27 protein-coding genes are annotated in these 25,206 nt (G+C 57.5%); 18 read left to right on the top strand and 9 right to left on the bottom strand.

Translation table 11 applies throughout. The annotated features are described in order from the left end of the window. Positions 1 to 101 precede the first annotated feature (101 nt). Together Q1A71_RS22730 and Q1A71_RS22725 are read right to left on the bottom strand one after the other, a co-directional pair. Positions 102 to 401, bottom strand: a complete 300-nt coding sequence (locus Q1A71_RS22730; RefSeq protein WP_299682355.1) for a hypothetical protein — start codon at positions 399 to 401, stop codon at positions 102 to 104. Further along, positions 394 to 1,548: an FAD-binding oxidoreductase gene (locus Q1A71_RS22725; protein ID WP_299682352.1), complete on the bottom strand. Its 1,155-nt coding sequence runs from the start codon at positions 1,546 to 1,548 to the stop codon at positions 394 to 396. The genes Q1A71_RS22730 and Q1A71_RS22725 overlap by 8 nt, the downstream gene beginning before the upstream one ends. Before the next feature lie 216 nt (positions 1,549 to 1,764). Here Q1A71_RS22725 and Q1A71_RS22720 point away from each other — a divergent pair, with 216 nt between their 5' ends. From Q1A71_RS22720 to Q1A71_RS22690, 7 genes are read left to right on the top strand one after another with little or no spacing between them, the layout of a single operon-like run. Next, positions 1,765 to 2,664, top strand: coding sequence for a MurR/RpiR family transcriptional regulator (locus Q1A71_RS22720; protein WP_299682349.1), 900 nt, complete (start codon positions 1,765 to 1,767; stop codon positions 2,662 to 2,664). A gap of 42 nt (positions 2,665 to 2,706) precedes the next feature. Continuing rightward, complete coding sequence (locus tag Q1A71_RS22715) at positions 2,707 to 4,290, top strand: ABC transporter substrate-binding protein (protein WP_299682346.1); 1,584 nt, start codon at positions 2,707 to 2,709, stop codon at positions 4,288 to 4,290. A gap of 39 nt (positions 4,291 to 4,329) precedes the next feature. Further along, the gene (locus Q1A71_RS22710) at positions 4,330 to 5,256 is read left to right on the top strand and encodes an ABC transporter permease (RefSeq protein WP_299682342.1); all 927 of its coding nucleotides are present in this window, start codon (positions 4,330 to 4,332) and stop codon (positions 5,254 to 5,256) included. Next, the gene (locus Q1A71_RS22705; RefSeq protein WP_299682339.1) at positions 5,256 to 6,101 is read left to right on the top strand and encodes an ABC transporter permease; all 846 of its coding nucleotides are present in this window, start codon (positions 5,256 to 5,258) and stop codon (positions 6,099 to 6,101) included. The genes Q1A71_RS22710 and Q1A71_RS22705 overlap by 1 nt, the downstream gene beginning before the upstream one ends. A 1-nt stretch (position 6,102) precedes the next feature. Next, positions 6,103 to 7,053 (top strand): ABC transporter ATP-binding protein, encoded by a 951-nt coding sequence (locus Q1A71_RS22700; protein ID WP_299682336.1) that lies wholly within the window; start codon positions 6,103 to 6,105, stop codon positions 7,051 to 7,053. 2 nt (positions 7,054 to 7,055) lie between these two features. After that, positions 7,056 to 8,039: an oligopeptide/dipeptide ABC transporter ATP-binding protein gene (locus Q1A71_RS22695; RefSeq protein WP_366140337.1), complete on the top strand. Its 984-nt coding sequence runs from the start codon at positions 7,056 to 7,058 to the stop codon at positions 8,037 to 8,039. A gap of 7 nt (positions 8,040 to 8,046) precedes the next feature. Beyond that, on the top strand, positions 8,047 to 9,522 hold the full coding sequence (locus Q1A71_RS22690; protein WP_299682334.1) for a M81 family metallopeptidase: 1,476 nt from the start codon (positions 8,047 to 8,049) through the stop codon (positions 9,520 to 9,522). A 519-nt stretch (positions 9,523 to 10,041) separates the two neighbouring features. Here the strand turns inward: Q1A71_RS22690 and Q1A71_RS22685 are convergent. Next, positions 10,042 to 10,449, bottom strand: a complete 408-nt coding sequence (locus tag Q1A71_RS22685; RefSeq protein WP_299682331.1) for a helix-turn-helix domain-containing protein — start codon at positions 10,447 to 10,449, stop codon at positions 10,042 to 10,044. A 92-nt stretch (positions 10,450 to 10,541) separates the two neighbouring features. Between Q1A71_RS22685 and Q1A71_RS22680 the strand changes: the two genes are divergently transcribed. Both Q1A71_RS22680 and Q1A71_RS22675 read left to right on the top strand, forming a co-directional pair. Then, the gene (locus Q1A71_RS22680; protein WP_299682328.1) at positions 10,542 to 11,687 is read left to right on the top strand and encodes an FAD-dependent monooxygenase; all 1,146 of its coding nucleotides are present in this window, start codon (positions 10,542 to 10,544) and stop codon (positions 11,685 to 11,687) included. Between the two features lie 417 nt (positions 11,688 to 12,104). Next, on the top strand, positions 12,105 to 12,929 hold the full coding sequence (locus Q1A71_RS22675) for a prephenate dehydrogenase (RefSeq protein WP_299682325.1): 825 nt from the start codon (positions 12,105 to 12,107) through the stop codon (positions 12,927 to 12,929). A gap of 160 nt (positions 12,930 to 13,089) precedes the next feature. Here Q1A71_RS22675 and Q1A71_RS22670 read toward each other — a convergent pair whose 3' ends face one another. After that, the gene (locus tag Q1A71_RS22670; RefSeq protein ID WP_299682322.1) at positions 13,090 to 13,722 is read right to left on the bottom strand and encodes a tyrosine-type recombinase/integrase; all 633 of its coding nucleotides are present in this window, start codon (positions 13,720 to 13,722) and stop codon (positions 13,090 to 13,092) included. Positions 13,723 to 14,139: 417 nt separating this feature from the next. On the opposite strand from Q1A71_RS22670, the gene Q1A71_RS22665 reads away from it, so the two are divergent. From Q1A71_RS22665 to Q1A71_RS22625, 9 genes are all read left to right on the top strand, one after another. Continuing rightward, on the top strand, positions 14,140 to 14,421 hold the full coding sequence (locus Q1A71_RS22665) for a hypothetical protein (RefSeq protein WP_299682319.1): 282 nt from the start codon (positions 14,140 to 14,142) through the stop codon (positions 14,419 to 14,421). A 30-nt stretch (positions 14,422 to 14,451) separates the two neighbouring features. Beyond that, positions 14,452 to 14,805 (top strand): hypothetical protein, encoded by a 354-nt coding sequence (locus Q1A71_RS22660; RefSeq protein ID WP_299682316.1) that lies wholly within the window; start codon positions 14,452 to 14,454, stop codon positions 14,803 to 14,805. Between the two features lie 46 nt (positions 14,806 to 14,851). Then, the gene (locus tag Q1A71_RS22655; protein WP_299682313.1) at positions 14,852 to 15,634 is read left to right on the top strand and encodes a hypothetical protein; all 783 of its coding nucleotides are present in this window, start codon (positions 14,852 to 14,854) and stop codon (positions 15,632 to 15,634) included. A gap of 95 nt (positions 15,635 to 15,729) precedes the next feature. Then, a complete protein-coding gene (locus Q1A71_RS22650) occupies positions 15,730 to 16,929 on the top strand; it encodes a DUF1611 domain-containing protein (protein WP_299682311.1) in 1,200 nt (399 codons plus the stop codon). Beyond that, complete coding sequence (locus tag Q1A71_RS22645; protein ID WP_299682308.1) at positions 16,926 to 18,047, top strand: alanine/ornithine racemase family PLP-dependent enzyme; 1,122 nt, start codon at positions 16,926 to 16,928, stop codon at positions 18,045 to 18,047. The genes Q1A71_RS22650 and Q1A71_RS22645 overlap by 4 nt, the downstream gene beginning before the upstream one ends. A gap of 49 nt (positions 18,048 to 18,096) precedes the next feature. Beyond that, complete coding sequence (locus Q1A71_RS22640) at positions 18,097 to 18,330, top strand: hypothetical protein (RefSeq protein WP_299682305.1); 234 nt, start codon at positions 18,097 to 18,099, stop codon at positions 18,328 to 18,330. Between the two features lie 143 nt (positions 18,331 to 18,473). Continuing rightward, entirely contained in the window at positions 18,474 to 18,665 is a 192-nt protein-coding gene (locus Q1A71_RS22635; protein WP_299682302.1) for a hypothetical protein, read from the top strand. A gap of 817 nt (positions 18,666 to 19,482) precedes the next feature. After that, complete coding sequence (locus Q1A71_RS22630) at positions 19,483 to 20,202, top strand: VWA domain-containing protein (RefSeq protein WP_299682299.1); 720 nt, start codon at positions 19,483 to 19,485, stop codon at positions 20,200 to 20,202. A gap of 77 nt (positions 20,203 to 20,279) precedes the next feature. Then, entirely contained in the window at positions 20,280 to 20,891 is a 612-nt protein-coding gene (locus Q1A71_RS22625) for a DnaJ domain-containing protein (RefSeq protein ID WP_299682296.1), read from the top strand. Positions 20,892 to 21,321: 430 nt separating this feature from the next. Here Q1A71_RS22625 and ubiG read toward each other — a convergent pair whose 3' ends face one another. The 5 genes from ubiG to Q1A71_RS22600 form a co-directional block, all read right to left on the bottom strand. Then, positions 21,322 to 22,053 (bottom strand): bifunctional 2-polyprenyl-6-hydroxyphenol methylase/3-demethylubiquinol 3-O-methyltransferase UbiG, encoded by a 732-nt coding sequence (gene ubiG / locus Q1A71_RS22620; protein ID WP_299682293.1) that lies wholly within the window; start codon positions 22,051 to 22,053, stop codon positions 21,322 to 21,324. Further along, complete coding sequence (locus tag Q1A71_RS22615) at positions 22,031 to 22,828, bottom strand: isoprenylcysteine carboxylmethyltransferase family protein (protein ID WP_299682477.1); 798 nt, start codon at positions 22,826 to 22,828, stop codon at positions 22,031 to 22,033. Before Q1A71_RS22615 ends, ubiG begins: the two co-directional genes overlap by 23 nt. A 26-nt stretch (positions 22,829 to 22,854) precedes the next feature. Beyond that, positions 22,855 to 23,121 (bottom strand): hypothetical protein, encoded by a 267-nt coding sequence (locus Q1A71_RS22610; protein WP_366140336.1) that lies wholly within the window; start codon positions 23,119 to 23,121, stop codon positions 22,855 to 22,857. Positions 23,122 to 23,197: 76 nt separating this feature from the next. Continuing rightward, positions 23,198 to 23,836 carry an NAD(P)-binding oxidoreductase gene (locus Q1A71_RS22605; RefSeq protein WP_299682290.1) on the bottom strand — a complete coding sequence of 213 codons (639 nt, stop codon included), beginning with the start codon at positions 23,834 to 23,836 and terminating at the stop codon, positions 23,198 to 23,200. Between the two features lie 228 nt (positions 23,837 to 24,064). After that, entirely contained in the window at positions 24,065 to 24,289 is a 225-nt protein-coding gene (locus Q1A71_RS22600; RefSeq protein WP_299682287.1) for a hypothetical protein, read from the bottom strand. Positions 24,290 to 25,206: the final 917 nt, after the last annotated feature.

The following is a 25,206-nucleotide window of genomic DNA, read 5'->3' as shown; positions in this document are numbered from 1 at the left end:
CGTTTGCAGCGAACGTCGGCAATGCGAGTTGCGATTGCAGCATAGGGATTAGCTAGCGAATGCCTTTTATGGGCCGTCCTCAGCGCGACCGGTGCTATCGATCATACTGGTTCCGCACCGCATCGATGGTCCGACAGGAGCCCACTTTGACCGATGAAGCGGACCACACCGGCAGCTGAAATCCGCAGATAGCTGTCATTGATAAGCCCGGAAGCAGCCCATTGCGGGCTCTTGCCAGGATAGCGACCGTCACGACGCAGCTTGTCGAAGGAGGGCGCTGATCGACGGCGAAGCTTCGCAATATGGCGGATGGCCGTACTGCGATTGTTCGCAAGCAGCCTGCAATTTTGCAGTGACATTTCAAATAGGCTGGGAGCGGCGGCTTCGAGTTGATCAGTCATTAGATGACTCGATAACTGATCGAGATCGCACCTCTGACAGACGTGCGGGCGAGATCGCGCTTTGGGACACGCCGCGCTGGTCGAAATCGTCCGGCAAGCGGTTGTGTTGGATAAGAGACTTGGATGCCTTCGCCAGTGCTGGTCCCATCATGATTCCGTAGCCACCCTGCGCGGCGAGCCAGAAGAAGTCGTCTAGCGCACCATCGAATCCCACGACCGGGGCGCCGTCGGGCACGAAAGTCCGAAGTCCTGCCCAGCTGTGTGCTATGCGGCGGACGTCTATGATGGTGTGACGCTGGAGCCAATCGGCGGCTAGGGCAATGTCGAGCTCTTCGGGCTGCGCGTCTTGTGGTTCGGTCGGTGTTTCGTCGCCGAACGACGCCATTATGCGCCCTGCTTCGGGTTTGAGATATGCCTCCGAGCCGGCCATGTCGACGGCGGGTAGCGATTGTATATTTATGCCTATAGGTGCATCGACAACAATTGCGCTTCGACGCTTCGGGACCAGCCCGAGCGTCCGGGCGCCGGCCATCGCCCCGATTTCATCCGCCCATGCGCCAGCGGCGTTGATGACGATGGCGGCCTGAATTGTGCTGTCGGCGACTTCGATACCCCATTTTCCCCCGTGGCGAGAAATCCTTCGCACACGCGCATTGCATATCAGTGGCCCATTCAACGCCTTGAAGGCGCGCAAGTAAGCTTGATGGAGCGCGTCCACATCGATGTCCATCACGCCCGGCTCATAAGCCGCCGCAGCGACGACTTCCGGACGGAGAAGCGGCACGAGCGCCAGAGCCTTTGTCGCCGACATGTGGTGAACCGGCGCCTCATCCGCGGCAGTTGCGACCATCGTGTCAAGGCGAGCCTCTTGCCCCGGCCCGGCAATCGTCAGTAACCCACGTGGTGTGAGCAGGGGATGATTAGCGAAGCCGGTTGGCGGATCGACAAAGAACGGACCGCTGCCGGCACTGATCGCGCGTACAACGTCGTTCCCGTAGTTGGGTGTATAGAGCGCAGCCGACCGTCCCGTGCTGTGATAACCGGCCTGGGACTCCGCTTCGATCACTGCGACGGTTCCGACCTGGGCCAGTTCGAAGGCCACTGAGGCACCTGCAATCCCGGCGCCGATGACGGCATAATCGTACATTGTGTTGACCCGCCTTTCCATTTCAGCCGGTCAAGCGGCCCTTGGTCAGTTCGAGAGATGTCCAAGGGAAAGGGCACGTCGCTGCTTCTTGCCGTCACTCACCATCCGATCGTCAACCGGTAACAGATACAGATCAGTTAGGCTGCAATAAAAATTAAAAATTTTGACAAAATGTCAGAAAACTTTCATGTATACTGCCAAGGGAGATACTCGGGTATGACAGCATCTGTTCGCGAGCGATTGACGACCAGTCTGGCCACCGCCTCGAAAGCCGACCGGATTCTGGCAAACTTCATGCTCTCGGAATTGTCCAACCTTCCGTTTGAAACGGCGGCAAGCCTCGCGGCGAAAGTCGAAGTCAGCGAGCCGACGGTTGGTCGATTTTGCAGGGCCGTTGGTTACAAGAGTTTCAAGGACCTGAAGGAGCATCTGAAGCAGGACATAGGCCAGCAACCTTGGCTTGTCAGCGACAGGCTTAGGTATCTGCGAAAGGGGGCCGCTGCGGGTGAAGATCAGCTTGCAGCCGGGCTCGAACTTGAAATCTCGGCCTTGGTCGCGATTTACGAACTTGCGCGGACGCCGGAATGGACCCGCGTCGTGAAGCGATTGGCGACCACTCCCAATGTCTATGCGGTCGGGTTCCAGACCGAACGGGGTATGGCGCAGATACTGGTCAATCAGTTGCAATATCTGCGCGATGGCGTGCGGATGCTGGACCTTGCCGGGGGCAGTTTTGCCGAGGTGCTGGTTTCGGACCCCGCCCAGTCGTGCATCGTGATCTTCGAGGCCCGTCGTTACTCGAGGTTGTCGCGTGACCTTGCGATCGAAGCCAAGAGGGCCGGAATTCCAGTGACACTGGTGACCGATCCGTTCTGCGACTGGGGGCGCGATCTTGTCGACGAGATGTTCGTTGTCCCCACCGAATTCAACCAATTCTGGGAGTCGACAGCCCAGATGGCAAGTTTGGCCAATCTGTTGGTGAACGGCGTTTTTCTGGAGCTTGGCCCGAAGGTCGAAGCGAGAATGGAAGCCGTCGCGCAGTTGTATAGCCAGTTCACTGGTTACGTCGGAAAACCAAGCAATCGCACATCTCAGTCAGGGAGCAAACCGGCCTGACGCAGACCACCATTGATAACGATAACAACAAGGAATTCTGCAATGCGCTTCATCTCCAAGACACGACTTCTCGCAAGCTCGATGCTGGTGTCCGCCAGCATGTTCGGGCTTGCCATCGCCGCCAACGCCCAAGACGCGACCTTCGTCGTCTCCGCCCAGAATGTCGGCACTCCCAGCTACAATCCCATCAACGCCACGCAGTTGAACGATGCCATAACCCTGATCTTCGACCGAATGGTCATTCAGGATGCGGATCAGACTTTTCACGGTCAACTCGCCACTGAATGGGAATCGACGCCCGATGGCATGTCCTGGACTTTCAAGCTTCGGCCGGGCGTAACCTTCCACGACGGTGAGCCGTTCAATGCCGAGACCATAGTCTGGTGGATCCCGCAATTCGCCGAAACCGAAAACGCGTTCATGACGGCCGCAATCGAAAGCGTCGAGGTGATCGACGATTTGACCGTCAGGTTCGTGATGGCGAACCCCGATCCAAACCTCTTGTCGAACATGTCATCGGGCTTCATGAGCATTCCCTCGCCCAAAGCGTTCGATGCGCTGGGTGATGATTTCGGTGTCACCGCCGCGGTCGGATCCGGTCCCTACAAGCTGGAAAGCTTCACGGTGGGGCAGGAAACGGTACTGACTGCTAACGAGGATTACGCCTGGGCGTCGGATCTCTCGGAAAACCAGGGTGCGCCGCATATCAAGACGCTCACGTTCCGCGAAATCTCGGAGGATTCCACGGCCTTTCTTGAACTGAGCACCGGCGGCGTGGATATGTTGTACAGTGTTCCGACCGACTTCCTGCCGCGCCTCGAAGGCGAGGACTCGGTTCAGGTCGGCACGATGCCGGGCACTGGATTGTTCTACATCCCGATCAATACGACGGTCGCACCGTTCACCGATATCAAGGTGCGCGAGGCCACGGCCTTTGCCATCAACCAGAAGGAAATTCTGGATAATCTCTACGGCGGCGTCGGTTCGGTCGCCAATACCTTTCTGATCGACTCGCTGTTGGCGGCAAACGTCGATCCGGCGCTCAAAATTTCCTACGATCCGGACCGCTCCAATGCCGTGCTGGACGAAGCCGGCTGGATCATGGGCTCTGATGGTGTTCGGGAAAAGGACGGAACCAAACTGCAGGTCGCGCTGTGGACCCAGAACGGAACCGAATTCAAACGTGTGACCGAAGTGGTTCAGGCCCAGTTGAAGGCGGTTGGCATTGGTGCCGACATCACGGTCTTTGACAGTGCCACCATCAATGACCAATACCGAAAGGGTGATGAACACCAATTGGCTGTCAGGTCCTACTCCTGGGCCAATTCGGATATCATCGACTGGTTCTTCTCTGGCGAACGGCTAGGCTATCCGAACGTGTCCATGTGGAACGATCCCACTGCGCAGAAGATGAACGTGGCCGCCATGACCGGATCGCGCACGTGGGAGGAACGCGTCGCCAACTTCAAGACCTACCATGAATACGTGCTGAGCCAATTCGTCTTCGCACCGATCTATCAGCCCGTCCAGATCTACGCTTATGACAAGGAGGCCATTTCCGTGCCTGAGGCAATTCGGGGAACGCGTCTGCAAAGCCAGACCGTGGTCGACATCACCGTCAACTGAACCGCGTCGTAACCCAACGCAAACCAGCGAGGCCCCGGAATGATCAGCTTTTTTATCAAGCGGCTCTTGCTGCTCATTCCGGTCTTCCTTGCCGTGTCACTGCTCATCTTCATGATCGTCCACCTGGTTCCGGGCGATCCGATCGACAATCTCGTCCAGAACAATTCCTCCCCCGAGCAAAAGGCGGCGCTTGCGGCCAAGTACGGCCTCGATAAGCCGCTTTATCAGCAATACGCAATTTGGCTCGGCAACGCCCTGACCGGCGATCTGGGTGACGCCATAATCCTGCGCCGCCCAGTCGCGGATCTGATTGCCCAAAACCTTCCGCATTCGCTGTCGCTTGGTGCCTTGGCGCTTCTGTTTTCGACGGTGGTCGGCATCACCGCTGGCGCGCTGGCGGCGATCTACAAGGACAGCTGGACCGACCGGTTGACGATGACGCTGATCCTGCTGGGGTCGACCGTACCGGGTTTCTGGCTTGGCCTGCTTCTCATCATGCTTTTTGCGGTGCAGCTTGGCTGGTTTCCGGTGTCGGGTGCCCGAAGCTGGGATGCGCTGGTCCTTCCGGTCCTGACCATAGGACTTGGAGGAGTGGCGCTTGTCGCGCGCGTAACTCGCGTCGCCATGATGGAAACGGCACGCAAGGACTTTGTCATGATGCTGCACGCCAAGGGCGTGCCGCCCTGGCGAATTGAATTGCGTCATGTGCTGCGTCATGCGTTGCTGCCCGTGGTCACGATCCTGTCGCTTCGCATCGGCTGGATCCTTGGCGGTGCGGTCACTGTCGAGTTCGTTTTTGCCCGCCCCGGTCTTGGGTCCCTGCTGATCACATCGCTGAACCAGCGCGATTACCCGGTCGTTCAGGGCGCCCTTCTGATGCTCGCTGTCGCAGTGATGCTTGGCACCTTGCTGGGCGACATCGTTCAGGCCGCGATGGACCCACGTGTGCGCGAAAGGATAAAATGATGACGGCGTTCGCACCCATCAAGACGGCCATCCGGTCGCCACGCGGCGGCGTCTCTGCCGCCGTCCTGCTTCTTGTTGTGGTCTGCGCGCTGTTTGCCCCGCTGATCGCGCCCTATGCCTACGACATCCAGAACCTGCCGGGCGCAAACACCGAGCCCGGCGCGGCCCACTGGATGGGCACCGATGAATTCGGGCGAGACCTTATGTCCCGCATAATCTACGGCGCGCGAACGTCACTGTCCGTGGCGGTCACCGCTATCTCGATCTCGGTGGCGGCCGGACTGACGCTGGGCGCGATGGCGGGCTATTTCGGCGGCTGGTTCGACCGTGCCGTCACCGCGGTCGTCGATCTGACCTGGTCTTTTCCCGAGATTCTGATCGCACTGATCCTGATCGCTATTATCGGCCCCGGACTGGAAAGCACGATGGTCGCCATCTCGATCGCCTACCTCGCGCAATTCACGCGGCTGACACGCGCGCAGATCATGGCCTTGAAGAACGAGACCTACGTCGAGGCGACGACCAATCTCGGCGCAGGACATTTTCACATCATTTTCCGCCATCTTCTGCCGAATGCGCTTACTCCGGTGATCGTGGCCGGCATGCTGGCGACCGGGGACGCGATCATCCTGGAAGCCACGCTCGGCTTTTTCGGCCTTGGCGCTCAGCCGCCAACACCAAGCTGGGGGGCGATGATGTCGAGCGGGACGGCACAAATCTTTATTGCACCCTGGATCATCATCTTTCCGGGGCTGGCCATCGCGATAACGGTCATCTCGATAAATCTCTTTGGTGACGCGTTGATCGAGGCCCTGGATATTCGCAACCGCTTGCGGAGTGTGTGATATGGCGCTTCTTTCGGTTCAGGGCATCTCGGTCGCGATTGGGGCACTGTGCCCGCTGGAGGGTGTCACCTTCGACATCGACAAGGGCGAAATCCTTGGTCTTGTGGGTGAGTCCGGCTCAGGCAAGTCGCTGACCGCGATGTGCGTCATGGGGTTGCTGCCGCGCATCGGCGGCACCATCACCAAAGGCTCCATCGCGTTCGACGGGCGCGAGTTGATCGGACTTCCCGAGATCGAATTGCGTCGGCTGCGCGGCAAGCGGATTGCGCTGATCAGCCAGAACCCGATGACATCGCTCGACCCTATCATTCGCATCGGTGCGCAGATCGACCAGGTCTCGATCCTGCATCTGGGGTTGAGCGCCACGACGGCGAAGGCGCGCAGCCTCGACCTGATCGCTCAGTTGCGCATTCCGGAACCTGAAGCGATTCATCGCGCCTATCCACATCAGCTCTCGGGCGGCATGAAACAACGGATCATCATCGCCATGGCGCTTGCCGCAGACCCTGACCTGATTGTCGCCGACGAACCCACGACGGCGCTCGATGTCACCATCCAGGCCCAGATCATACAGATCATGGTCGAACTGGTCCGCGACCGCGGCCTCGCCCTCATGCTGATTACTCATGACATGGGCGTGGTGGCGCAGGCCTGCGACCGCGTCGTTGTTTTGTATGCCGGTCGGGTCGCAGAAATGAACGGGATTGGCGAGATCTTTGCGGAACCGAAGCACCCATACACGCGCGAACTGATCCGCTGCATTCCGAGGCTGGGTCAGGAGCCGGGAAGCCTGAAGGGTATTCCCGGCGTCGTGCCAAGCATCGTCGATTATCCCGATGGCTGCCGCTTCAACCCGCGCTGCAGCAACGCACAGGCGCTATGTCGCGACGAGGCGCCCGCGCTTGAGCCCAAATCTTCGGGTCTGGCGGCCTGTCATTTCAGCGAGGTTTGATAATGGATGCTTCTGTCCCACGCGACGACAGTCTTGTGACGATGACGGATCTGACCCGCGAGTTTTCATCCGGAGGCAGTTTAATGAAGCCGCGCCGCACCATGCGCGCGGTCAATAACGTCTCGCTTGATGTGCCGCGCGGCAATGTAACCGGTGTCGTGGGAGAAAGCGGATGCGGCAAGTCCACCTTGGCGCGGCTCGTTCTGCGCCTGCTAGAGGCCACTGAAGGGACTGTGTTTTTCGACGGCAAGAATCTCGCGACCCAGTCGCAGGCCGAGATGCGCAAACTACGCCGCCAGATGCAGATGGTGTTCCAGGACCCGTATTCTGCCATCGACCCGCGTTACACGATCCGCCGCGCCTTGCTCGAACCCTTTCAGGTGCAAGGCGAAGCCAAGACGGCGGCCGAGGCGAAAACGACGGTGGAGGAGTTGATCTCCATGGTCGGCCTCAGCACGCGCATGATGGATAGTTTCCCCCATCAGCTGTCTGGCGGTCAAAAGCAGCGGGTGGGGATCGCGCGAGCACTGGCACTGCGCCCGTCGTTTCTCGTGCTCGACGAGCCGACCGCGTCTTTGGATGTCTCCATCCAGGCGCAAATCATCGACCTGCTGGAAGCCCTGAAGGAAGAGCTTGGGCTGACCTATCTGTTCATCAGCCATGATCTCAGCCTGGTTCGTTACTTCTGCGACCGTGTTGTTGTGATGTATCTGGGGCGCGTCGTGGAGATTTTGTCGGGCGCCGAGACGCAGCCGCGTCATCACTATGCCCATGCGCTTCTCGAAAGCAACTTCGAGCCCGACCCGACCCGGCGCAAAATCGTCACGATGCTGGGCGGTGAAATTCCAAGCCCATTTGCGAAGATTCCCGGGTGTGCCTTTGCGGCGCGCTGTCCTGCGGCCAGCGATATGTGCAAACGCGAACGCCCGCCCCTTTCAAACCTGGGCGACGGCCAGATGGTTGCCTGCCACAACCCGATGGATTAAACATCCGATGAGCTTCCGCGTTCTGACTGCCGAGATCAGTCACGAGACAAATACCTTCTCGATCCGCCCGACAAATCTTGCAGCGTTCAAGAACCGGTACTTCCTGCTGGGAGAGGACGCGATCCGCGAACGAGGGCAGGCAAACACCGATCTTGCCGGGTTCCTCGATGTCGCACGCGATAAGGGATGGGTTCTGACCCATGCGGTCAGCACGTCTGCGCCACCCGGAGGTCTTGTCACACCGGGCACATTCATGGCGCTGGCCGCGCCGGTTATCGCGCTTGCTCTCGCTCAGAGTTTTGACGGCATCTTGCTGTCGCTGCATGGCGCCATGGTGATTGACGGCGCCGAGGACGGTGAGGGGACTTTCCTCGCGCGGCTCAGGGAGGTGACAGGCCGCGACGTTCCTATCGCAATCACGCTCGACCCCCACGCCAATGTAAGCCAAGAGATGGCCGACCTCGCCGACATCATCGTCTCCTACAAGACCTATCCACATGTCGACATGCGCGACTGTGCCGTGCTGGCAGGAGAGATACTTCATCGGACCATGTCGGATGAAATCGCACCGAAGACGCTGCGGGTTCATCGCCCGATGCTTGAGGAGGTCAATGGTGGACGCACCGATGCCGGCCCGATGATCGAACGCAACGCGCGGGCTCTTGAACACCAGCAGCACCCAGATGCCTTTGCCGTCAGTATCAATGCAGGCTTTGGCAATGCCGATATTGCGGAGGTCGGGCCGACAGTCCTTGTTACCTATCAGGGCGACCCTACGCCACATGAACTGCTTGCCAACGAACTTGCAGATGACATCTGGGACAGGCGGTTCGAGGGTCTCAACGACTATCTCAGTGTCGAAGCCGCCGCCGCACAATGCGCGGGCCACGAAGCCGAAAACGGCCCGATCGTCGTTGCCGATTATGCCGACAATCCCGGTGGAGGAGCGTATGGCGATGCCACATCGCTGCTTGCCGCGCTACTTGCCGCAAGCGCCGACAATGCATGCTTTGGACCGTTGGTCGATCCAGAAGCAATCGAGTACTTGGAAACGCAAACCGTGGGGCGGGCCGTCACCCTTGAACTTGGAGGCAAGACGGATCCTGACCGTGGCGGCGGGCCAATCACGGTGACGGGCACACTCAAGATGCTCAGCGATGGCAACTTTACGGGGACAGGCCCGATCCTCGGTGGTCTTCACCGAAGTTGGGGACGCACTGCCGTCCTCGGCGCGGCAGGCATCGACATCTTGATTGTCACCAACGCGACCCAGATGCTTGACCTTGCGCAATTCCGGACGTTTGGCATCGATCCCGCCGAGAAGACTATCGTCGCCCTGAAGTCCATGCAGCATTTTCGCGCCGCCTTCGAGCCGATCGCATCTCGCATTATCGTTTGCGATAGCGGCGCGCTCTGCACACCGGACCTCGCCAGGCTGCCCTACCGCAATGTGCCGCGTCCGATCTTCCCACTCGACCGATAGTAACGCATTCGCAACGCCACGACCACCATGTAGCGGCGCGGAACAAGCCCAAGTTATTGGGTGCCTTGATTGTGCGCGCACCCGTGTCGCGCGGGCATCGGCTTGCACGCGCTTGCGAGGTCCGTTTCCCCTCTGTTTTTGTTTCTGACATTGCGAATTGCAGAAAGTAGCCGCTGGAAAACGCGCACCAAGCTGGTGCTTTGCCCTGCGATCTGTGAATTCGCCCATCAACCGATTTTGCGCTTGCAGCGAATGGCAGCAAATCGAACGCGGATTCCGCATTTGAGAAGCCCAGCCAAGGTCGGCTAAGGGCCGTCGATGACCGAATAGAATAGGCTCGCTGCAAGGATGCTGCGACGTTTCGGACGTTCCCCAAACTGTGATTTACAGATCACCGCCATCATGCAGACGCAACAAGAATCCGGTCTGACGAAGCGGCGCTGCAGCGCTTGACCATTTAGGCAAAGGCCGGTTTCTCATCAGCGCCGGGCGCCGCGATTTCCGCATATCGATGCGCCTCTACTCTGAAACTGCGGCTGCCGTTCGATTGCGCTCTATGCGGTCGAAAACCTCGGCGTTCTCCGTAGCCCACCTGCAGAGGAAGCGGACGGGTTCGTGAAGCCGCCACCCCAGTTCTGTCAGTTCGTATTCGGTTTTTGGAGGAACAACGCGATAGACCTCTCTGTGAACCAGACCATCCGTTTCCAGCCTCCTCAGGGTCTGGGACAACATCTTTTTCGAAATGCCGGGAATGCGCCTTTGCATTTGCCCATAGTGATGTGTGCCCGACGCAAGGCAGAACAGTACAATCGGAGTCCATCGATTTGCAATCAGATCCAGAAGACGCCGTGATGGATAGCGCTCATGGAAGACAGCCTCGTCTACCAATGCTTCTTGAGGATCGGATGCGTGTGAATGGTCGGCCATGGCTGTCTCTTTCAGGTTACCTCTGAGTGACTACTACCGCTCTTGTTACTTTGATGATAGGCCCGACCGGGATCGCTTCGAGGCAATTGAACATGGGGCCGAACGCACCTTTCTCCGCGGCCGTGGTCGGCGGTTCGGTTGGTGGCCTGGCGGCCGCCATCGAACTGCGTGATCGGCTACAGGCCGACGTCGCCGTCTACGAGCGATCAACGGGTCAGATGCAGGCGCGCGGCGCTGGTGTGGTGATGCAGCCCGAGGTTGATGCGTTGCTAAGCCGGATCGGGGTGAGCACGCGTTCGGTATGCGTCGAATTGCGCGAGCGGGTTGGATTGGCGCGGGACGGCCGCGCGCAGGCAAGCCCGGCACCGCAGCTAATGACAGCGTGGGACACGCTTTACCGAACCTTGAAAACTCATCTGGGTGGCGATTGCTATCACCAGAACAGCCGTTTGACGGCGCTATCGCAGGACCAGCACCGGATCACGGCGACCTTCGCCGACGGGCACTCCGTGTCAGCAGACATCCTGATCGCGGCAGATGGAGTGAATTCAGCCGCACGGCATCTCCTCTTGGGTGCAAAGGCAGATGCAAGATATACCGGCTATGTCGCTTGGCGCGGGTTGGAGGATGAGGCAGCTTTACCACCCGTCTTGGTGAACGCACTGGCCGGGCGGTTCACATCCTTCATGCATCCGGGCATGCAGATGCTGTGCTATCTCGTACCCGGTGCGGATGGCGCAACCGAACCCGGACAGCGGCGGGTCAACTGGGTCTGGTATGTGAATACACCCGAGGTCGCGTTGGATCGGTACCTGACCGGCGCTTCGGGAACGCGTTATCGCTCGTTTCTACCTGCGGACGACATGGACATGAATGTGTCCCGAGAGATGGCCAAGACGGCGGCGCGCACCTTGCCCCCACTTTTCCGGAACCTTGTCGAAGCATCGCGTCTGTTTATGCAACCCGTACAGGATGTGGTGCCCCAAGCGCGCATACATGGACGGGCCGTTCTGATTGGCGACGCGGCGGGCACTGTCCGCCCACACACGGCTGCCGGGACCTCAAAGGCATTCGGGGATGCCACTTTGCTGGCCGAGGCGTTGAAGGACTGGCGTTCGGAGGACGCACTTCCGACAGACGTCCTTGACCGTTGGGCCGTGATCCGCGACCGGGACCTGCAGGTGACAGCACAACGAGGCTACGCCCTCGCCGCACGCTCCGGTCTGGGACGGGCCTAACAAGGAGCACCAATGTTCTGCCCGAATGGGGGCCGCGCCATAATCGATCTACTGCGTTACCGGTCCGATGCTTGATACTCCGCCAATGTGTCGATCCGAAGCACTCGAAGCTTGAGCAGACATTCGCAGGACCAATCCGAAAGTACGGTTTTATCCGAAATCCTAATCTCAGGAGATTGCACTTTTTGCGCCCGCTGCTAACAGCAGGTTTGACGGGCCGCACCGCAGCATCAGCTTGACCAGGGGAGCAGCAGCAATGGCAGTATCGTTGACTCTGCTCTCTTGGGTGCCTTATCGATGACGTCATGGTGAAATCGTTCTTCGCATCGCAGGACTATTATCCTGAGCTTCGATAGCTGCGGGTAATTCTTCATTTATTTTCCGCTGCCCCTGACAGCGGTCAACATACAATCGACCTTGTGCCGGGGCGGCACACTCAAAGGTCGAAAAATGAATAACAACAGCAGAAGTCAAAACACGTCGCTTGGCATCGTGGGGTTCGGTGCGTTCGGACAACTTGCAGCACGTCATCTAGGCCAGCATTTCGAAGTATCGGCTTATGACCCGTCCCCGGGTCTTGCCAGTGTAGCAAAGCAACTCGGAGTGCCTCTCGCATCGTTGCGCTCGGTCTCGCAGACTGATGTGATCCTCATTGCCGCACCGGTTTCTTCATTTGAGCAAATTGTCAGCGAGATCGCGGTTGCTTGCAAACCTGGCGCACTGATTGTCGATGTTGGCTCAGTCAAAGTAGGTCCCGCTGAAATCATGCGGCGGCTACTACCAAACCACGTGGACATCGTTGCAACTCATCCGTTGTTCGGCCCTCAGAGTGCCACGATGGGTATTGAGGGTCTGAAAATTGCGATCTGCCCCATCCATGGAAAACAACATGTGAGGCTGGCTGCGTTCTTACGCAATGCGCTCGGTCTGACAGTCATAATGACGACACCGGAGGATCACGACCGCGAGGCAGCAGTTGTCCAGGGCCTCACGCACCTCATTGCCAAAGTGCTACTGAGAATGGGACCGTTGCCAACGCGCATGACAACGAAGAGCTTTGACTTGTTGTCTGAGGCGATTTCCATGGTTCAGCATGATGCGCCGGAGGTATTTGAAGCGATCGAGAAAGCTAATCCCTATGCCGGGGCCGTGCGACGACGATTCTTTGACTTGGCTACAAGTATGAGTGTTGAACTGGAAACAGCATTTAGAACATCGTCCCACAACAAAACTGGACAATGATGGAGTAGAATCTAGGGTGAGCTTCGTCTGCGAACAGCGCGTTTTAGCAGCTCCTATTTTTGCGCTTGCAGCGAATGGCAGCAAAGCGGCCGCGACCGCAGCATTCGGATAAGGTGCTGAGAGTCCGCAATGGGCCGCCCTTGAAGGCGACCCGAAGTTGCTAAATTTCAATGGCCTCGGCGATTGCCAGCGCGTCCTCAAGCTCGACGCCCAGGTACCGGACTGTGCTGTCCATCTTGGTGTGTCCAAGCAGAAGTTGAACCGCCCGCAAGTTGCCGGTCTTTTTATAGATCTGCGTCACCTTTGTTCTCCTCATCGAATGCGTGCCATATGCGCTCGCCTCTAGACCGATCGATGTGACCCAATCGCGGACGATCCGCGAATACTGGCGCGTCGAGATATGAAGACGCTCATGGAAGCGTCCCGGCCAAAGATACTCAGAGCCGACCATGAGTTCATCCTCCATCCACTTCTCGACCGAGGCTCTGGTGCCTTCGGATATCTCAAAGCGCACGGGTTTTTGTGTTTTGCTCTGCAACACGGAAGCCCGTTCTTTGATTTGGCCAGATGCCATAACGTCGACGACTTTCATCTTCACCAGGTCACAGCCGCGCAGCTTGCTGTCGATCGCCATGTTGAACAGTGCGAGGTCGCGATGGTTTTCTGCCAATTCAAGTCGAACACGGATTGCCCAAACATGCTTTGGCTTCAGCGGCCGTTTCTGACCGACGATGCGGCCTTTGTTCCATGCAGGGCGAAGTGCGCGAATGGCTGGTAAGTTTGGTGTTTCCATGACTGATCCTCCGATCCGCCATGCCCTCCACAACGACAACCCGACGTTGACGAGGCACCATATCACGGGATCGGCGCGCTGCCTCCGAAGTCTGGAGAGAGCCCATCTTGTAGATTTTCTGGCATGCAGCGGAACTCGGTTTCTGGGTAGCATACCAAGAAGAGTGACGTCACTGGCGAAGGTTTTGCCGATACAAAGGGTGTAGACTTACGGCCTCTCATTCCTTTCAAAGGTATCGGTGGACTTGGAAACAAAGACAGGTCAGATAACATTGTAATTGCGACGCCGAGAGACTACATAGCACTTGTAAGAGATGTGGTTTTCTGTGGCCTAGTCCCATCGCTCTGCCAGAGCGGACTACAATCGCCCATCATTATAATTCAGCTGTCACGTCCTCTGAAAGGGATCTGATACTTGATGAGTTTGCCGATGTTGTCGAGCAAAACCACATCACTTGTGGCATTTGTCCTTCCGTTTGTGGTGACCGGTTCTTCCGATGACTTGCCGCCAAGCAGTTGTGAGTTCTTTGAGGAAGATGAATTTACGCAAAGTCTAAGGATGCTGGCGGAGCGAAAGACCTTAACGAAGCTGCTGATCCGTCGGGTCACCGGCGGATGCCGATTGCGCTTTAACGATCATCGAGACTTAGAAATGGCACTGACGCGAAGCAGGGCTGGACAAAAACAAACAAAACAGTGAGGCGGCGCTTTCTCCGTCAAGGGATGTGAAATGACTTTTCCAGAATGGACGAAACCAGGTATTTACGGTGCTTTAACCGGTGCGATTGCGGTCTCTATCCTCGGCTTTACCTGGGGTGGCTGGACAACCAGCGGCAACGCTCAGGACATGGCGCAGAAACTCGCGGGCGAAGAGGTGACGCTGGCAATGGTGCCAGTCTGCCTGGATATGTCAGCGACTGATCCGGAAAGCGCAGAAAAACTGGCCGTCCTTCAGGAGGCCTCTGGGTTCAACCGCCGCACGGCTATGATGGATACGGGCTGGGCGACACCACCGGGCTCGGACACGCCAAACCGGGACCTCGCAGCAGCTTGTCTCGCGGGGCTTGAGCTGGATGGATCATAGGTCTGACCTAATGCTGCGACGGCCGCAGGCAGCTTGCGGGACACGTATGTCGACAGCCGCTCAAACCACCTTGGCGTTATTTGTCGTCTCGATCTTTGCTTCGCTTCTCTTTGCAATGCCTGCACTGGCCCAATCCAACGGGCAGCCGATGCCCGAGAACGCCAGCGCAAAAAGCTACGGGGATGGGTGGCAATGCAATAAGGGGTATAGATTGAATGGCGGTGCCTGTGCGGCAGTGAGTGTGCCGGAAAATGCCTATGCAACCAACCTCAGCTATGGTCCCGGGTGGGAGTGTTTCCACGGCTTTAGAAGGAGCGATGAAGGCGCATGTGCTGAAGTGATTGTCCCCGAGGGCGGGTTTCTCGACCCCTCAGGCGAACGTTGGCATTGCCTGCGCGGATTTCTCAAACTCGACGATACCTGTCAGGAGATTGTCCTGCCCGCGAACGCCTATCTGGAGGATACGTCCTACGGGTCCGAATGGGTCTGCGAGCGTGGGTTTCGGGCCGACGGAGACGCATGTACCGCCATTGCGGTTCCGCCGAACGCCTACCTGAATACATCAAGCTATGGCCAGCCCTGGACATGTGAACGGGGTTATTTTGAACAGGATGATCTGTGCGCAGCCGTTGTGGTCCCCGAGCATGCCTACTTTGACGATGCGACGTACGGTCAGGGGTGGAAATGCGAACGGGGATACGCCGCGTCTGATGATAGGTGCATAGCTATAGAGGTTCCTGCGAACGCCCATCTCGACAGGTCCGGAAACCGTTGGGCATGCAACAAGAACTTCCGAAAATCAAAAGGCTTGTGCGTGCTCGAAAACTGAGCGCGCACCGCGCCGGAACGCGACCGCTCCTACTTCAAATCGCGACACCGATGGCAGCGATGTCATTTTTGCCGATCATGCTAAAGGACCAAAACATGGAACCCGACCTTAAGACGTTGGATAGCACCCAACGGACTGTCAGTGACGCGCAAGCGTCGCCATCAGGTCAAAACGATAACACCCAATCCAATGCCGTAACGCAGCCGATCATCCCCCCCAGTGCCATTGTCTATTGCGAGGGCAATTTCGCACGAATTGATGGCAAAACCGCAAACGGCCTCGTGCGTCATTCAGAAGCCTACCGGATCCTATCGGTCATCGACAGTGGCCACGGTGGGCAGGATAGCGGGCTGGTTCTTGACAATGCGATGAACAACATACCGGTCTTCAATGATCTGAATGCGGCTCTCGTCCATGAGGCATTGGTTCCTGATACGCTCATCTACGGGATGGCACCCTCGACGGGGAGGCTCTCACCGACGGATCGAAGCGTCGTTCTGGACGCCATAGCACTCGGGATGAACATCGTCAGTGGTTTACATGAATACTTGAGCGATGACCCTGAAATCGCTACCGCCGCTTCCCAACGAGATGTCACCATTCGCGACATACGAAAACCCAAGCAAAGCAAAGACATGCGACTGTTTGATGGCAGCGTAGCAGGGGTGGAAGCTCTGCGTATTGCGGTTCTAGGGACCGATTGCGCCATTGGCAAGCGGACGACAGCGACAGTGCTGGCATGTGCGCTGAACGCAAAGGGCATCAAAACGGTGCTTGTCGGCACGGGCCAGACCGGTTTGATGCAGGGCGCAAAATATGGTTTGGCAATGGACGCCGTGCCGCCGCAGTTCTGCTGTGGCGAGCTTGAGGGCGCGATTGTTGCCGCCTCGGATGGCGAACGGCCAGACGTGATCCTGATCGAGGGTCAGGGCGCGCTAAGCCACCCGGCCTTTTGCACCTCCGCTTTTATATTGCGGGGCAGCCAACCCGATGCGGTCATCCTTCAGCACGCGCCCAAACGCGCCCATCGCTGCGATTTTCCGAATATGCCGATGCCCACCCCTGCAAGTGAGATTTCCCTTATCGAAGCGTTTGCCGATACGAAGGTTATCGGCGTCACACTCAATCATGAAGGGATGACTGACGCCGAAATTACCGACACCATTGCAGCACAGTCTCAAAAACTTGGACTACCTGTGACCGACGCGTTAAGCCGACCGGCAGCGCATTTGCTCGCCATGGTCGTCGCCGCCTATCCTGGTTTGCATCGAGGAATACCTGTGGCTGCGGTGTGAGCACTCCTCGCATAGAAGTGGATCTGAGCAAGATACGCCACAATACTAAGACAGTTGTCGGGCGGCTGGAGAGGCGTGGCATCAGTGTCACTGGCGTGACCAAAGCCGTTTGTGGACATCCTGCCGTCGCTCAGGCGATGCTGGACGGTGGCGCTTTGGGTCTTGCAGATGCGCGTCTCAGCAACGTCCAGAGGTTGCGCACAGCCGGTCTGACAATCCCGATTACTTTGATCCGAACACCGCTGCTGAGCCAAACCAATGAGGTCGTCCAACTCTGCGAGGCAAGCTATAATACAGAGCCAGCCGTGATCGCAGCTTTGGCAGCTGCTGCGATCCGGGAAAACACGACCCATGGGATTATCCTGATGGTCGAGATGGGCGATCTGCGCGAAGGGATACTGCCAGAGAATTTGGCCACAATTGCACGGCACGTCATGAATATGCCCGGTGTTGCGTTGAAAGGTATCGGATCAAACTTTGGCTGCCTCAGGGGAATAGCCCCCAATGCTAGCAATATGGCGGCTCTCTGCGGGCTGGCGACGGAAACCGAAGGGGTATGTGGCCCTTTCCTTAAAACGGTATCTGGTGGCGGTTCCGCTAGTTTGCCCTGGGCGCTCGGGGGGCGGTCGACCGGTCGCATCAACGATCTGAGGCTGGGGGAAGCTATACTTCTAGGCGTTGATCCGGTTTCAGGAGATCAGATAGGCGGCCTCTATAAGGATGCATTCACACTTGTCGCTGAAGTTATTGAGACCGATACAAAGCCGGTATTTCCACGCGCCAACTTTGTCGATCCGGTTTTGGTAAGACTTCGCCTTGTCCCGGAGAGAGGGTACACCACACGTCTGCTCCTCGCCATTGGGCATCAGGACACGGATGTTTCGGGGCTTTCGATGCCTTCCGGACACTCATTTGTCGGCGCAACAAGCGATCATCTTGTCATTTGCACGAACCGCTCACCGCTACCGGTCGGAACCGAGATGAGATTTCAGATAAACTATAGTGCGTTGATGCATGCCATGGCCGCACCCGACGTGGAAACAAAGCGGCTCTCGGACCGGTCCCCAAAGCGGTCGCGAAACATCCAAGGTACAAGCAAAGGCCTGGCGTTGGTCTGAAGTACCTGGCTCAAACATGTGAATACGAAGCCCCTAAGGAGATTGACCATTGCCCAAGCCGACGAAAACAACCCTGTTTAAAGCACTTGATCCCCAACCGGAAACGGCGATGGACAAGACAACGCGTGTCGTCAGGGAAATAATCGACGAAGAAGCACAGCAACGACAAGTTAAGATCGCCCGGCTTCGCACTGCCCGGCTCGAGAGAGAAGCGAACACCCCTACCGACTCCGCCTCTGCAACGAAGAAAAAACACGCATCCAAAGCCGTCAAAAAGGGATGATACCACCACTGATTCCCTATTTTCTGTTTGCCGCCAAACCTGGCAATTCATAATCTGGTTATACGAGAAGCAGACAAATACGTTTCCGCCTCACGTCTCTCCCGACCTTCGCAACCGTTCCCACTCTTTCCGAGGAAGCATCTATGACAGATTCAGACAAGAGCGCAGTAAAGGTTCACTACATCTGCCAGACATATGTTGAGAAGGCAGTAGGGCGCGATGGTCAAGTAACCCTGAAAATTGACAAGCAATTTGAGCATTCGACAGCATCGGAAGCGCAAAACAGAGCGGAAAGAGAAGTCCGATCCGAAAAGTGCGCGGGTGTCGATGCCTAAACAGTCAGCGAAGACCCGAACAGCGGCGAAGTTAGATCACCAAGTTTCCTTGTAAGGCTTGGCAATGTTCCAGAATTTGATGAATTCTAAGGCCTTTTAACTGGACTAGTCTCGACCCATAACACCGCACCTCGAACGCAACACAGCGTCGCACTAAACACACCTCTTTGCTAGCAGTCGAAAAGACTTCTTCGATAAGGTATCGTCTACATAGTTGGACCTTTTGCACTGTAAAAAGCGGCCATTGGAGCCGACACAGCGAAAGGCAGCTTTTTGTCCCGCGATGCAGTCATTCAGCATGCAAAAATGCTGCGCTCATGGGTCAATGTCTGCTTCGGGGAAGCTGCATTGCGGCAACGCGATACGTGGTCAAAGTCCGCAATGGGCCGCTAACGATCTTTCCTGACCGGCCCAGTCCGGACATTCGACCTGGACGAACTCCGCAATAACGCGATTGTGGATCCGGTCATTCGCTGCAATTGCGTGAAACCAGTGTATAATGAACGCGCGCGAAGCGGACGGACCAGTCCTGCGACGGTGCGACTGTTGAACGGATCACGGGGTGGGTGGCGCCGTCGACGTCTGTCCTTCGCAGACTTGCCGTGCATCGCTGCCGTGGCGTGGCGCGACCTGGTGCAATGATCGTTCGCTGCAAGCACACCAGCAGAACCTGGCTGAACTGGCATGACACGGACTTCGTCTCCGATTGCTGGTCGCACGCGCTTTGAACTATAAATGATACAAGAACAGAGAGGGATGCGAGCGGGCCGCTCCTCATCAAGTCAGCGGATCCGAAGCCAGACAGAATTGCAACGCTATGAAGAAGAACGAAGTTTCGCGACACGGCAAGTCCGGCCTTAGGGCCCGGGCGCAATCAAGCCGGGGAGAGATCGACGCATTCTTGCAGACCGCCAAACATCTAGCACGCCCGACCGGTGCGGCATCAGGACGGCTAATGTTCGCTCTTGATGCCACGATGAGCCGACAGCCCACCTGGGACATGGCATGTGCATTGCAGGGCGAAATGTTCTCGTCCGCGGCGGCCACTGGCAATCTTTCGGTCCAACTGGTGTATTTTCGCGGGCAGCGCGAATCCCGTGCCTCCCGATGGGTCGACAGCGCCGAAAGCTTGCGCGCGGTGATGGAAGGTATTGATTGCCGAGGGGGTCTGACGCAAATCGTGCGGGTTCTTTCACATGCCAAGAAGGAAGCCGAGAAAAAAGACTTGGCGGCTTTGGTCTACGTGGGCGACTCAATGGAAGAGAACATCGACGAAGTGCTCGGACTGGCCGGCGAATTGGGCTTGCTTGGCGTCAAGGCGTTTGTCTTCCACGATGGCCGCGACCCGGTGGCCGAGTCCGCATTTCGCCAGATTGCACAACTGACAGGTGGCGCCTATCTGCCGTTCGACAGGAATTCGGCGGCGCAACTCAAGGCGTTGCTCGCGGCCGTTGCCGCCTATGCGACCGGCGGCCGCAAGGCCCTCGAAGCCATGGACAGCGACACGGCGAGAAAGCTTCTGGCCGATATGCGTTGATGCAACCTCTTCTGGCGATTTTCTCGGGCGCCGCTGCTTTTGCCACGACCGTCTGGATCGTTGCACGGGTCGTGCGCTTGGTCTTTCCGGCAGCTTCGTCTAATCTGCTTGGTGCGGGGCTGATCTCGGTCGCGATCTGGCTGTTGCTCTTTCGCCTTTTCGGCCTGTCCCTTTTCCTTTTTGTCCTTGGGGCGGTCGCACTGGTGCCGGGAAATCCAGCCAATCCCCGGAAAGCGCCCCCTCCAAAATCGCGGGTGCGCTCTACAAATCTGGAAATGACACTCGATCATGAAAGCGGCTATATCGATGGACGAATTCTCTGCGGACCACGTCACGGGCAGCTTCTTTCCGATCTATCGTTGTCCGAACTACTTCGTCTCCTTGCCGAAATCCAGACCGATGAGCAATCGTTGAAGCTGTTAGAAACCTATCTCAATCAGGCCCATCCCGAGTGGCGCGATCATGCGGATCAGAGTGCTGACGCACATGAGACCCGGCCGCCTGACTTGAACGAAATGAGCCGGGAAGACGCCTACCGCATATTGGGACTCGAACCAGGATCAACCGAGGGCGAGATCCGCGAGGCCTACCGCCGTCTTATCAAGAGGCTGCATCCAGACAGCGGTGGCTCGGCCGTTTTGACAGCCCAGATCACCGCAGCAAGAAACCGCCTCATTGAAGACAAGTAGGTCCCGCGGCGGCATGCATGACAGGTCGGGATCGAAGGGTGCCTGGGCCAACCAGATTAGTATCGCGTTAGTAGTCTTTGGTTGCGCGCAGCGCTGTAATCACCCACAGAGGCCATCTATCGACCACCTCACTTGCTGCGGTGCGGCACGTCAGACCGGACTTTCGCTGCGCACGCAAACTCCTGAGTGCCTAATTCAAACATCGAGGACAAGAAGGCGCGTGTTTAGGGTGCGCCAGTGTCTGCATCAGCTTCTGGAACGTGGATGTCACCTAATATGTCGCGCGCTGGTCCTTCGGATATCCGAAAGAATGACGGATGCCAGCGTTTCATTATTTCACTCGCAATTCGTCCGCATCGCGAGTGCCGATCCTTGAAAGATAGTGTCTTTGGCCCAAGAGATGATGTCTGTTGGGTAACAAAGGTATCTTTTACCGATTGGACCTTTCATCTGATCTCGGCTTTGTGGCCATGCCCATGTAGATGATAGCGCGGGATGGTAGCGGACCGAAGACAAAGTCTCCTCGGCGGTTGATGCCGCGTGGGCCGAGACCTGTGGTGGGTCCGACGACGAGCCCAGCTTGCTTCATGACGCTGGCCAGTTCTGCCGGTCGGATGAACATCTCTGGATCGTGGGTGCCTTTCGGCAGGAGCCTCAGGATATCTTCGGCGACGGTGATCGCGGCGAAGCGGGCCACAAGGTTCCGGTTGATCGTGTCGTAGAGGAATGTGCCTTCTGGTCTCAGGACCCGGGCTATTTCAGAGATGACCTTGGGCAGATCGCTGACGTGCTCCAGCACGTCAACACAGACGACCGCGTCGAAGGCAGCGTCGTCGTAGGGCAAGGCCTCGCCGACACCAACATCGTATCTGATTTGCAGGCCGGATTGTGTTGCATGCACCTTGGCCGCTTCAATCGCCCGCGCCGCCGGGTCGATGCCCGTGACGCTGGCGCCCTTCTCTGCCAGTGCCTCGGCCATGAAGCCACCGGCACACCCAAGGTCGAGCACCGATTTCCCCTTCCAGTCGATATGCCGATCGAACCATTTCAGCCGTCCGGGCACGAGGTTCTTCAGCGTGCGCAGCCAACGAATGTCGTCCGACCACCAGTTCGCCGCCACATCGTCATAGATGTCGAGATTATTTCGGGCTGTGTTCGACATTGGTGGTTATCCTTTTGAGGTCGGGCAAGACATAGGGCACGTCCTTCCGGTAGTCCCGAAACCTATCTCCGTATCGCTTCTCGAACCGCCGCTCTTTCAGCTTGGGCGCCAACAGGCAGTAGGCGGTGAAGACCATTGCTAAGGCCAACTGGTCAGGGGTCCAGACAGGTACTGTCCAGAGGGTAAAGGCGAAGGCCACGTAGATCGGTTGCCGTATGATCCGGAAGAGGCCGGTCGTCGGCATGTCCGGAAAGCGCGGCTTGGCGTTCTTCATCAACGACATCCAGCCAAGCGCACCGGCCTGAACCTCGGCTCCGGCGTCCCAACTGGCTTTCAGAAGAAGCAGCCAGGACATGGCGTAGAGCGTCGTGATGACATAGAGCGCCCAGCCCTCAGCCTGCCACCAGATAATGCCGCTCGGCGTCCAGAATGCGAACAGGATAAAAAGCTGGAGGGACGCGATAATTGCGTAAGTTGTTGTGCCAAGGGTACCGCCGTGCGGGCCGCGGACGAGATATGCAAGGATCTTCATGCCGGGTCCAGTCAGGAAGAATGAATGGGCAATAGGGAATTGCAGAATGAGCAGGGCATTGACACCGGCCGCAGATGGCCAGGGGACTGTCCCGAGACTTTCGCTCATGCCGAAATACATCGCCAGCACCATCGCCAGAACGCCCGCCGCGAAGACCAGATGAACCGTCAGCCCGAATGCGAGGGCAAGCGCGATCCGGCCTGGACCCGGCTCGGGATCGAATACGCCGCGCAAAAGCGTCATGATCCGTTGGATGTGGGTTTCTGTAGTCACCGGCCCCCCTTGCCGCGCCATTTCAGGGATCGGCGATTGAGTGCGTGCAGATCCGCATCACCTGCGATGATGGCTTTGCAGATAGCGACGGCCTCTGCCGCCTGCGCGGTCGTGAGATGTTTGTAGGCTGGGCGCGCGATGTGATCATACCAAACGCCGCCGCTGATCGCGTCGAGAACGATACGCTGGAAGCAATGATCGTTCACCACCGGCCAGTTGGTTTCGGGGCGGCACGCGAGCTCCGGCAACACGACGCGGGTCAAGTGCAGGTATTCCTGCACTACCGCGTGATGATCTTGCGGCTTTGGTGAGTGTGCGAGGCGCGACATCTCGTCGATATCAGCGGGCGAGGACAACGTCGGACCGGATGTCGAGATCATTTTCGATCGCATCAAGCAGGTATGTCGCGACCGCCGCCCGCGAGATCAGACCGTTTCGCCATTCATGCGGCTCGCGCAACACTTTTGGTGCGGCTGCCGAGCCGTTGGTGAGGATGACAGGTCGTGCGATTGTCCAGTCGAGATCGCTTTCCATGACCAAGGCCTCCTGACGGTCCTTGTCCGCGTAGGGGCGACCCAGAATGGCGCGATGACCCAAGCGTTCGATGCGGCTCATCGCAGATTTGGAACGGCCGGCACCAAAACCCGTCACAACAACGAGCCGCTTGACGTTGGCATTGTTCATTGCCGGAATGAGGACGCGGGTGGTCTCGGAGAAGAGAGTCTCTTCCTCCCACAGCATCGAAAGGCGTTCCTTGATGCCGAGGGCATAGATAACAGCGCGCACGCCGGAAAGGGCGGCTTCGACACTGCCGTGGTCAAGCGCGTCGCCCGGAAACGGTTCGACCAGATCGGCTGCGTCGAGCTTGTGCGCTCCACGAGCGAAGGCGCGTACCGGCAAACTGCGTGACGTGGCTTCTTTCGCTGCGGACGCACCGATACCGGAGGTAGCGCCGAGAATGAGGATCGGTGCGGTCAATTGAGCATATCCTCATAGAGACTACGGTACAGTCGATGCGGAGACTGGTCGCGCTTCGTGACGGCGTGCCGAGACTTCCGTTCGGACGGGTCTTCCCTCGGGCGATCAAAGCTCGGGACAGATACGCTGGGGCGGCCCGCCCGATACAATTCGGGCTGGCTGTTATCGGTTTTTCCGGTCATTGCGTCACTATCCATTGTTCAATTTTTGATTGATTGCTGCGGACAGTCACAGCTTGGAGGAAACGCGCGAGGCGCCGTTGCGTACCTCCTGCCCGAATACTGGCTGCGTCGCTTTCAGCCGCTGTCCATATCCGAGCAGCAGCAAAAGCGCGGCACAGACGGCTGTCAGCGGGTTGATTTTCCTTCCAACGTTACAAAGCATGAAATACTCCTTGGCGAGAAAGGTAGCGCGTTGCACCGCAAAGAAACCGGTGGCGGCGGTTCGTCGCATGGATGATCCGGAAGCCAGGGCAGAAGCGTAATTTGATTATTGAGTGTGTCGGATGTCTATGAGGGCTAAATCGAAGCCATAAATACCTCAGCATTCTGATCAACGGCCCAGAGCTGCCCTTCATTCTACCTTTACGATCCTGCGGTCGCAGCCCGCATACCTGCCGTTCGCTGCGGATGCGAAATCCGTAGGTGACCAAACTCACAATCGGCGGGACAAACCCGACTTTAGGTTTTCGACCTTCGCTGACGCAGCATGGCCACGCAGCCGCAGCGCACTTTCAGTCGCGATTCAGCGCACTTCGCCGAAGCAGCCGTTTACCAGCGCCGATCAACCCCCGAACCCAAATTGTGCTTTCACTGCTTATGGCACGGACCTTTGAGGCGCAGACCCGGCCGACATTGGATTTTAGCGTTTCGCTTACGCAGCATCAGCTCGCACGTGCGACATCAGTTCTGGGGTTCATTTTCCATTTTCACCAAAGCAGCCGTTTGGTAGTTTGAGCGTCTCCGGTTGGTTGAAGATCGCGCGCGACGTTTGCGAGGACGTTTTCTTCCGACTTTCTGTTCGCTTCTCGCGAATGAACTCCTTTCGCATTGAACTGAGCGCCTCGGACGTTTCACGATTGGCGACCATGTATAGATTTAAGGTTTTTCCGCTGAGCAAGCTTAAGTCTAGCCACGGCACTGAGAGCCGCTATTGGGCTCAAATTTCAGGCAAACCACTTTTCAACGTTTCGTCGTCCAGATTTTTTTTAATTCATATTGAATCATCAAAAACACAAGTTAACGTCCGATTCACACTTTTTTGAATTTTGTTGAGGTGATTTGAGATGGCTAGCACGGTTTCGGTGTCTGGGTCGACGGTATCTGAGGGAACGACCTCGCAAGATCCATTCTATCTGCAATGGACGATCA

This window comes from uncultured Roseobacter sp. (genome assembly GCF_947493125.1).
Classification (GTDB): domain Bacteria; phylum Pseudomonadota; class Alphaproteobacteria; order Rhodobacterales; family Rhodobacteraceae; genus Roseobacter.
Note: the sequence above shows the minus strand (reverse complement) of the source record. Positions and strands in the feature narration are given on the sequence as shown.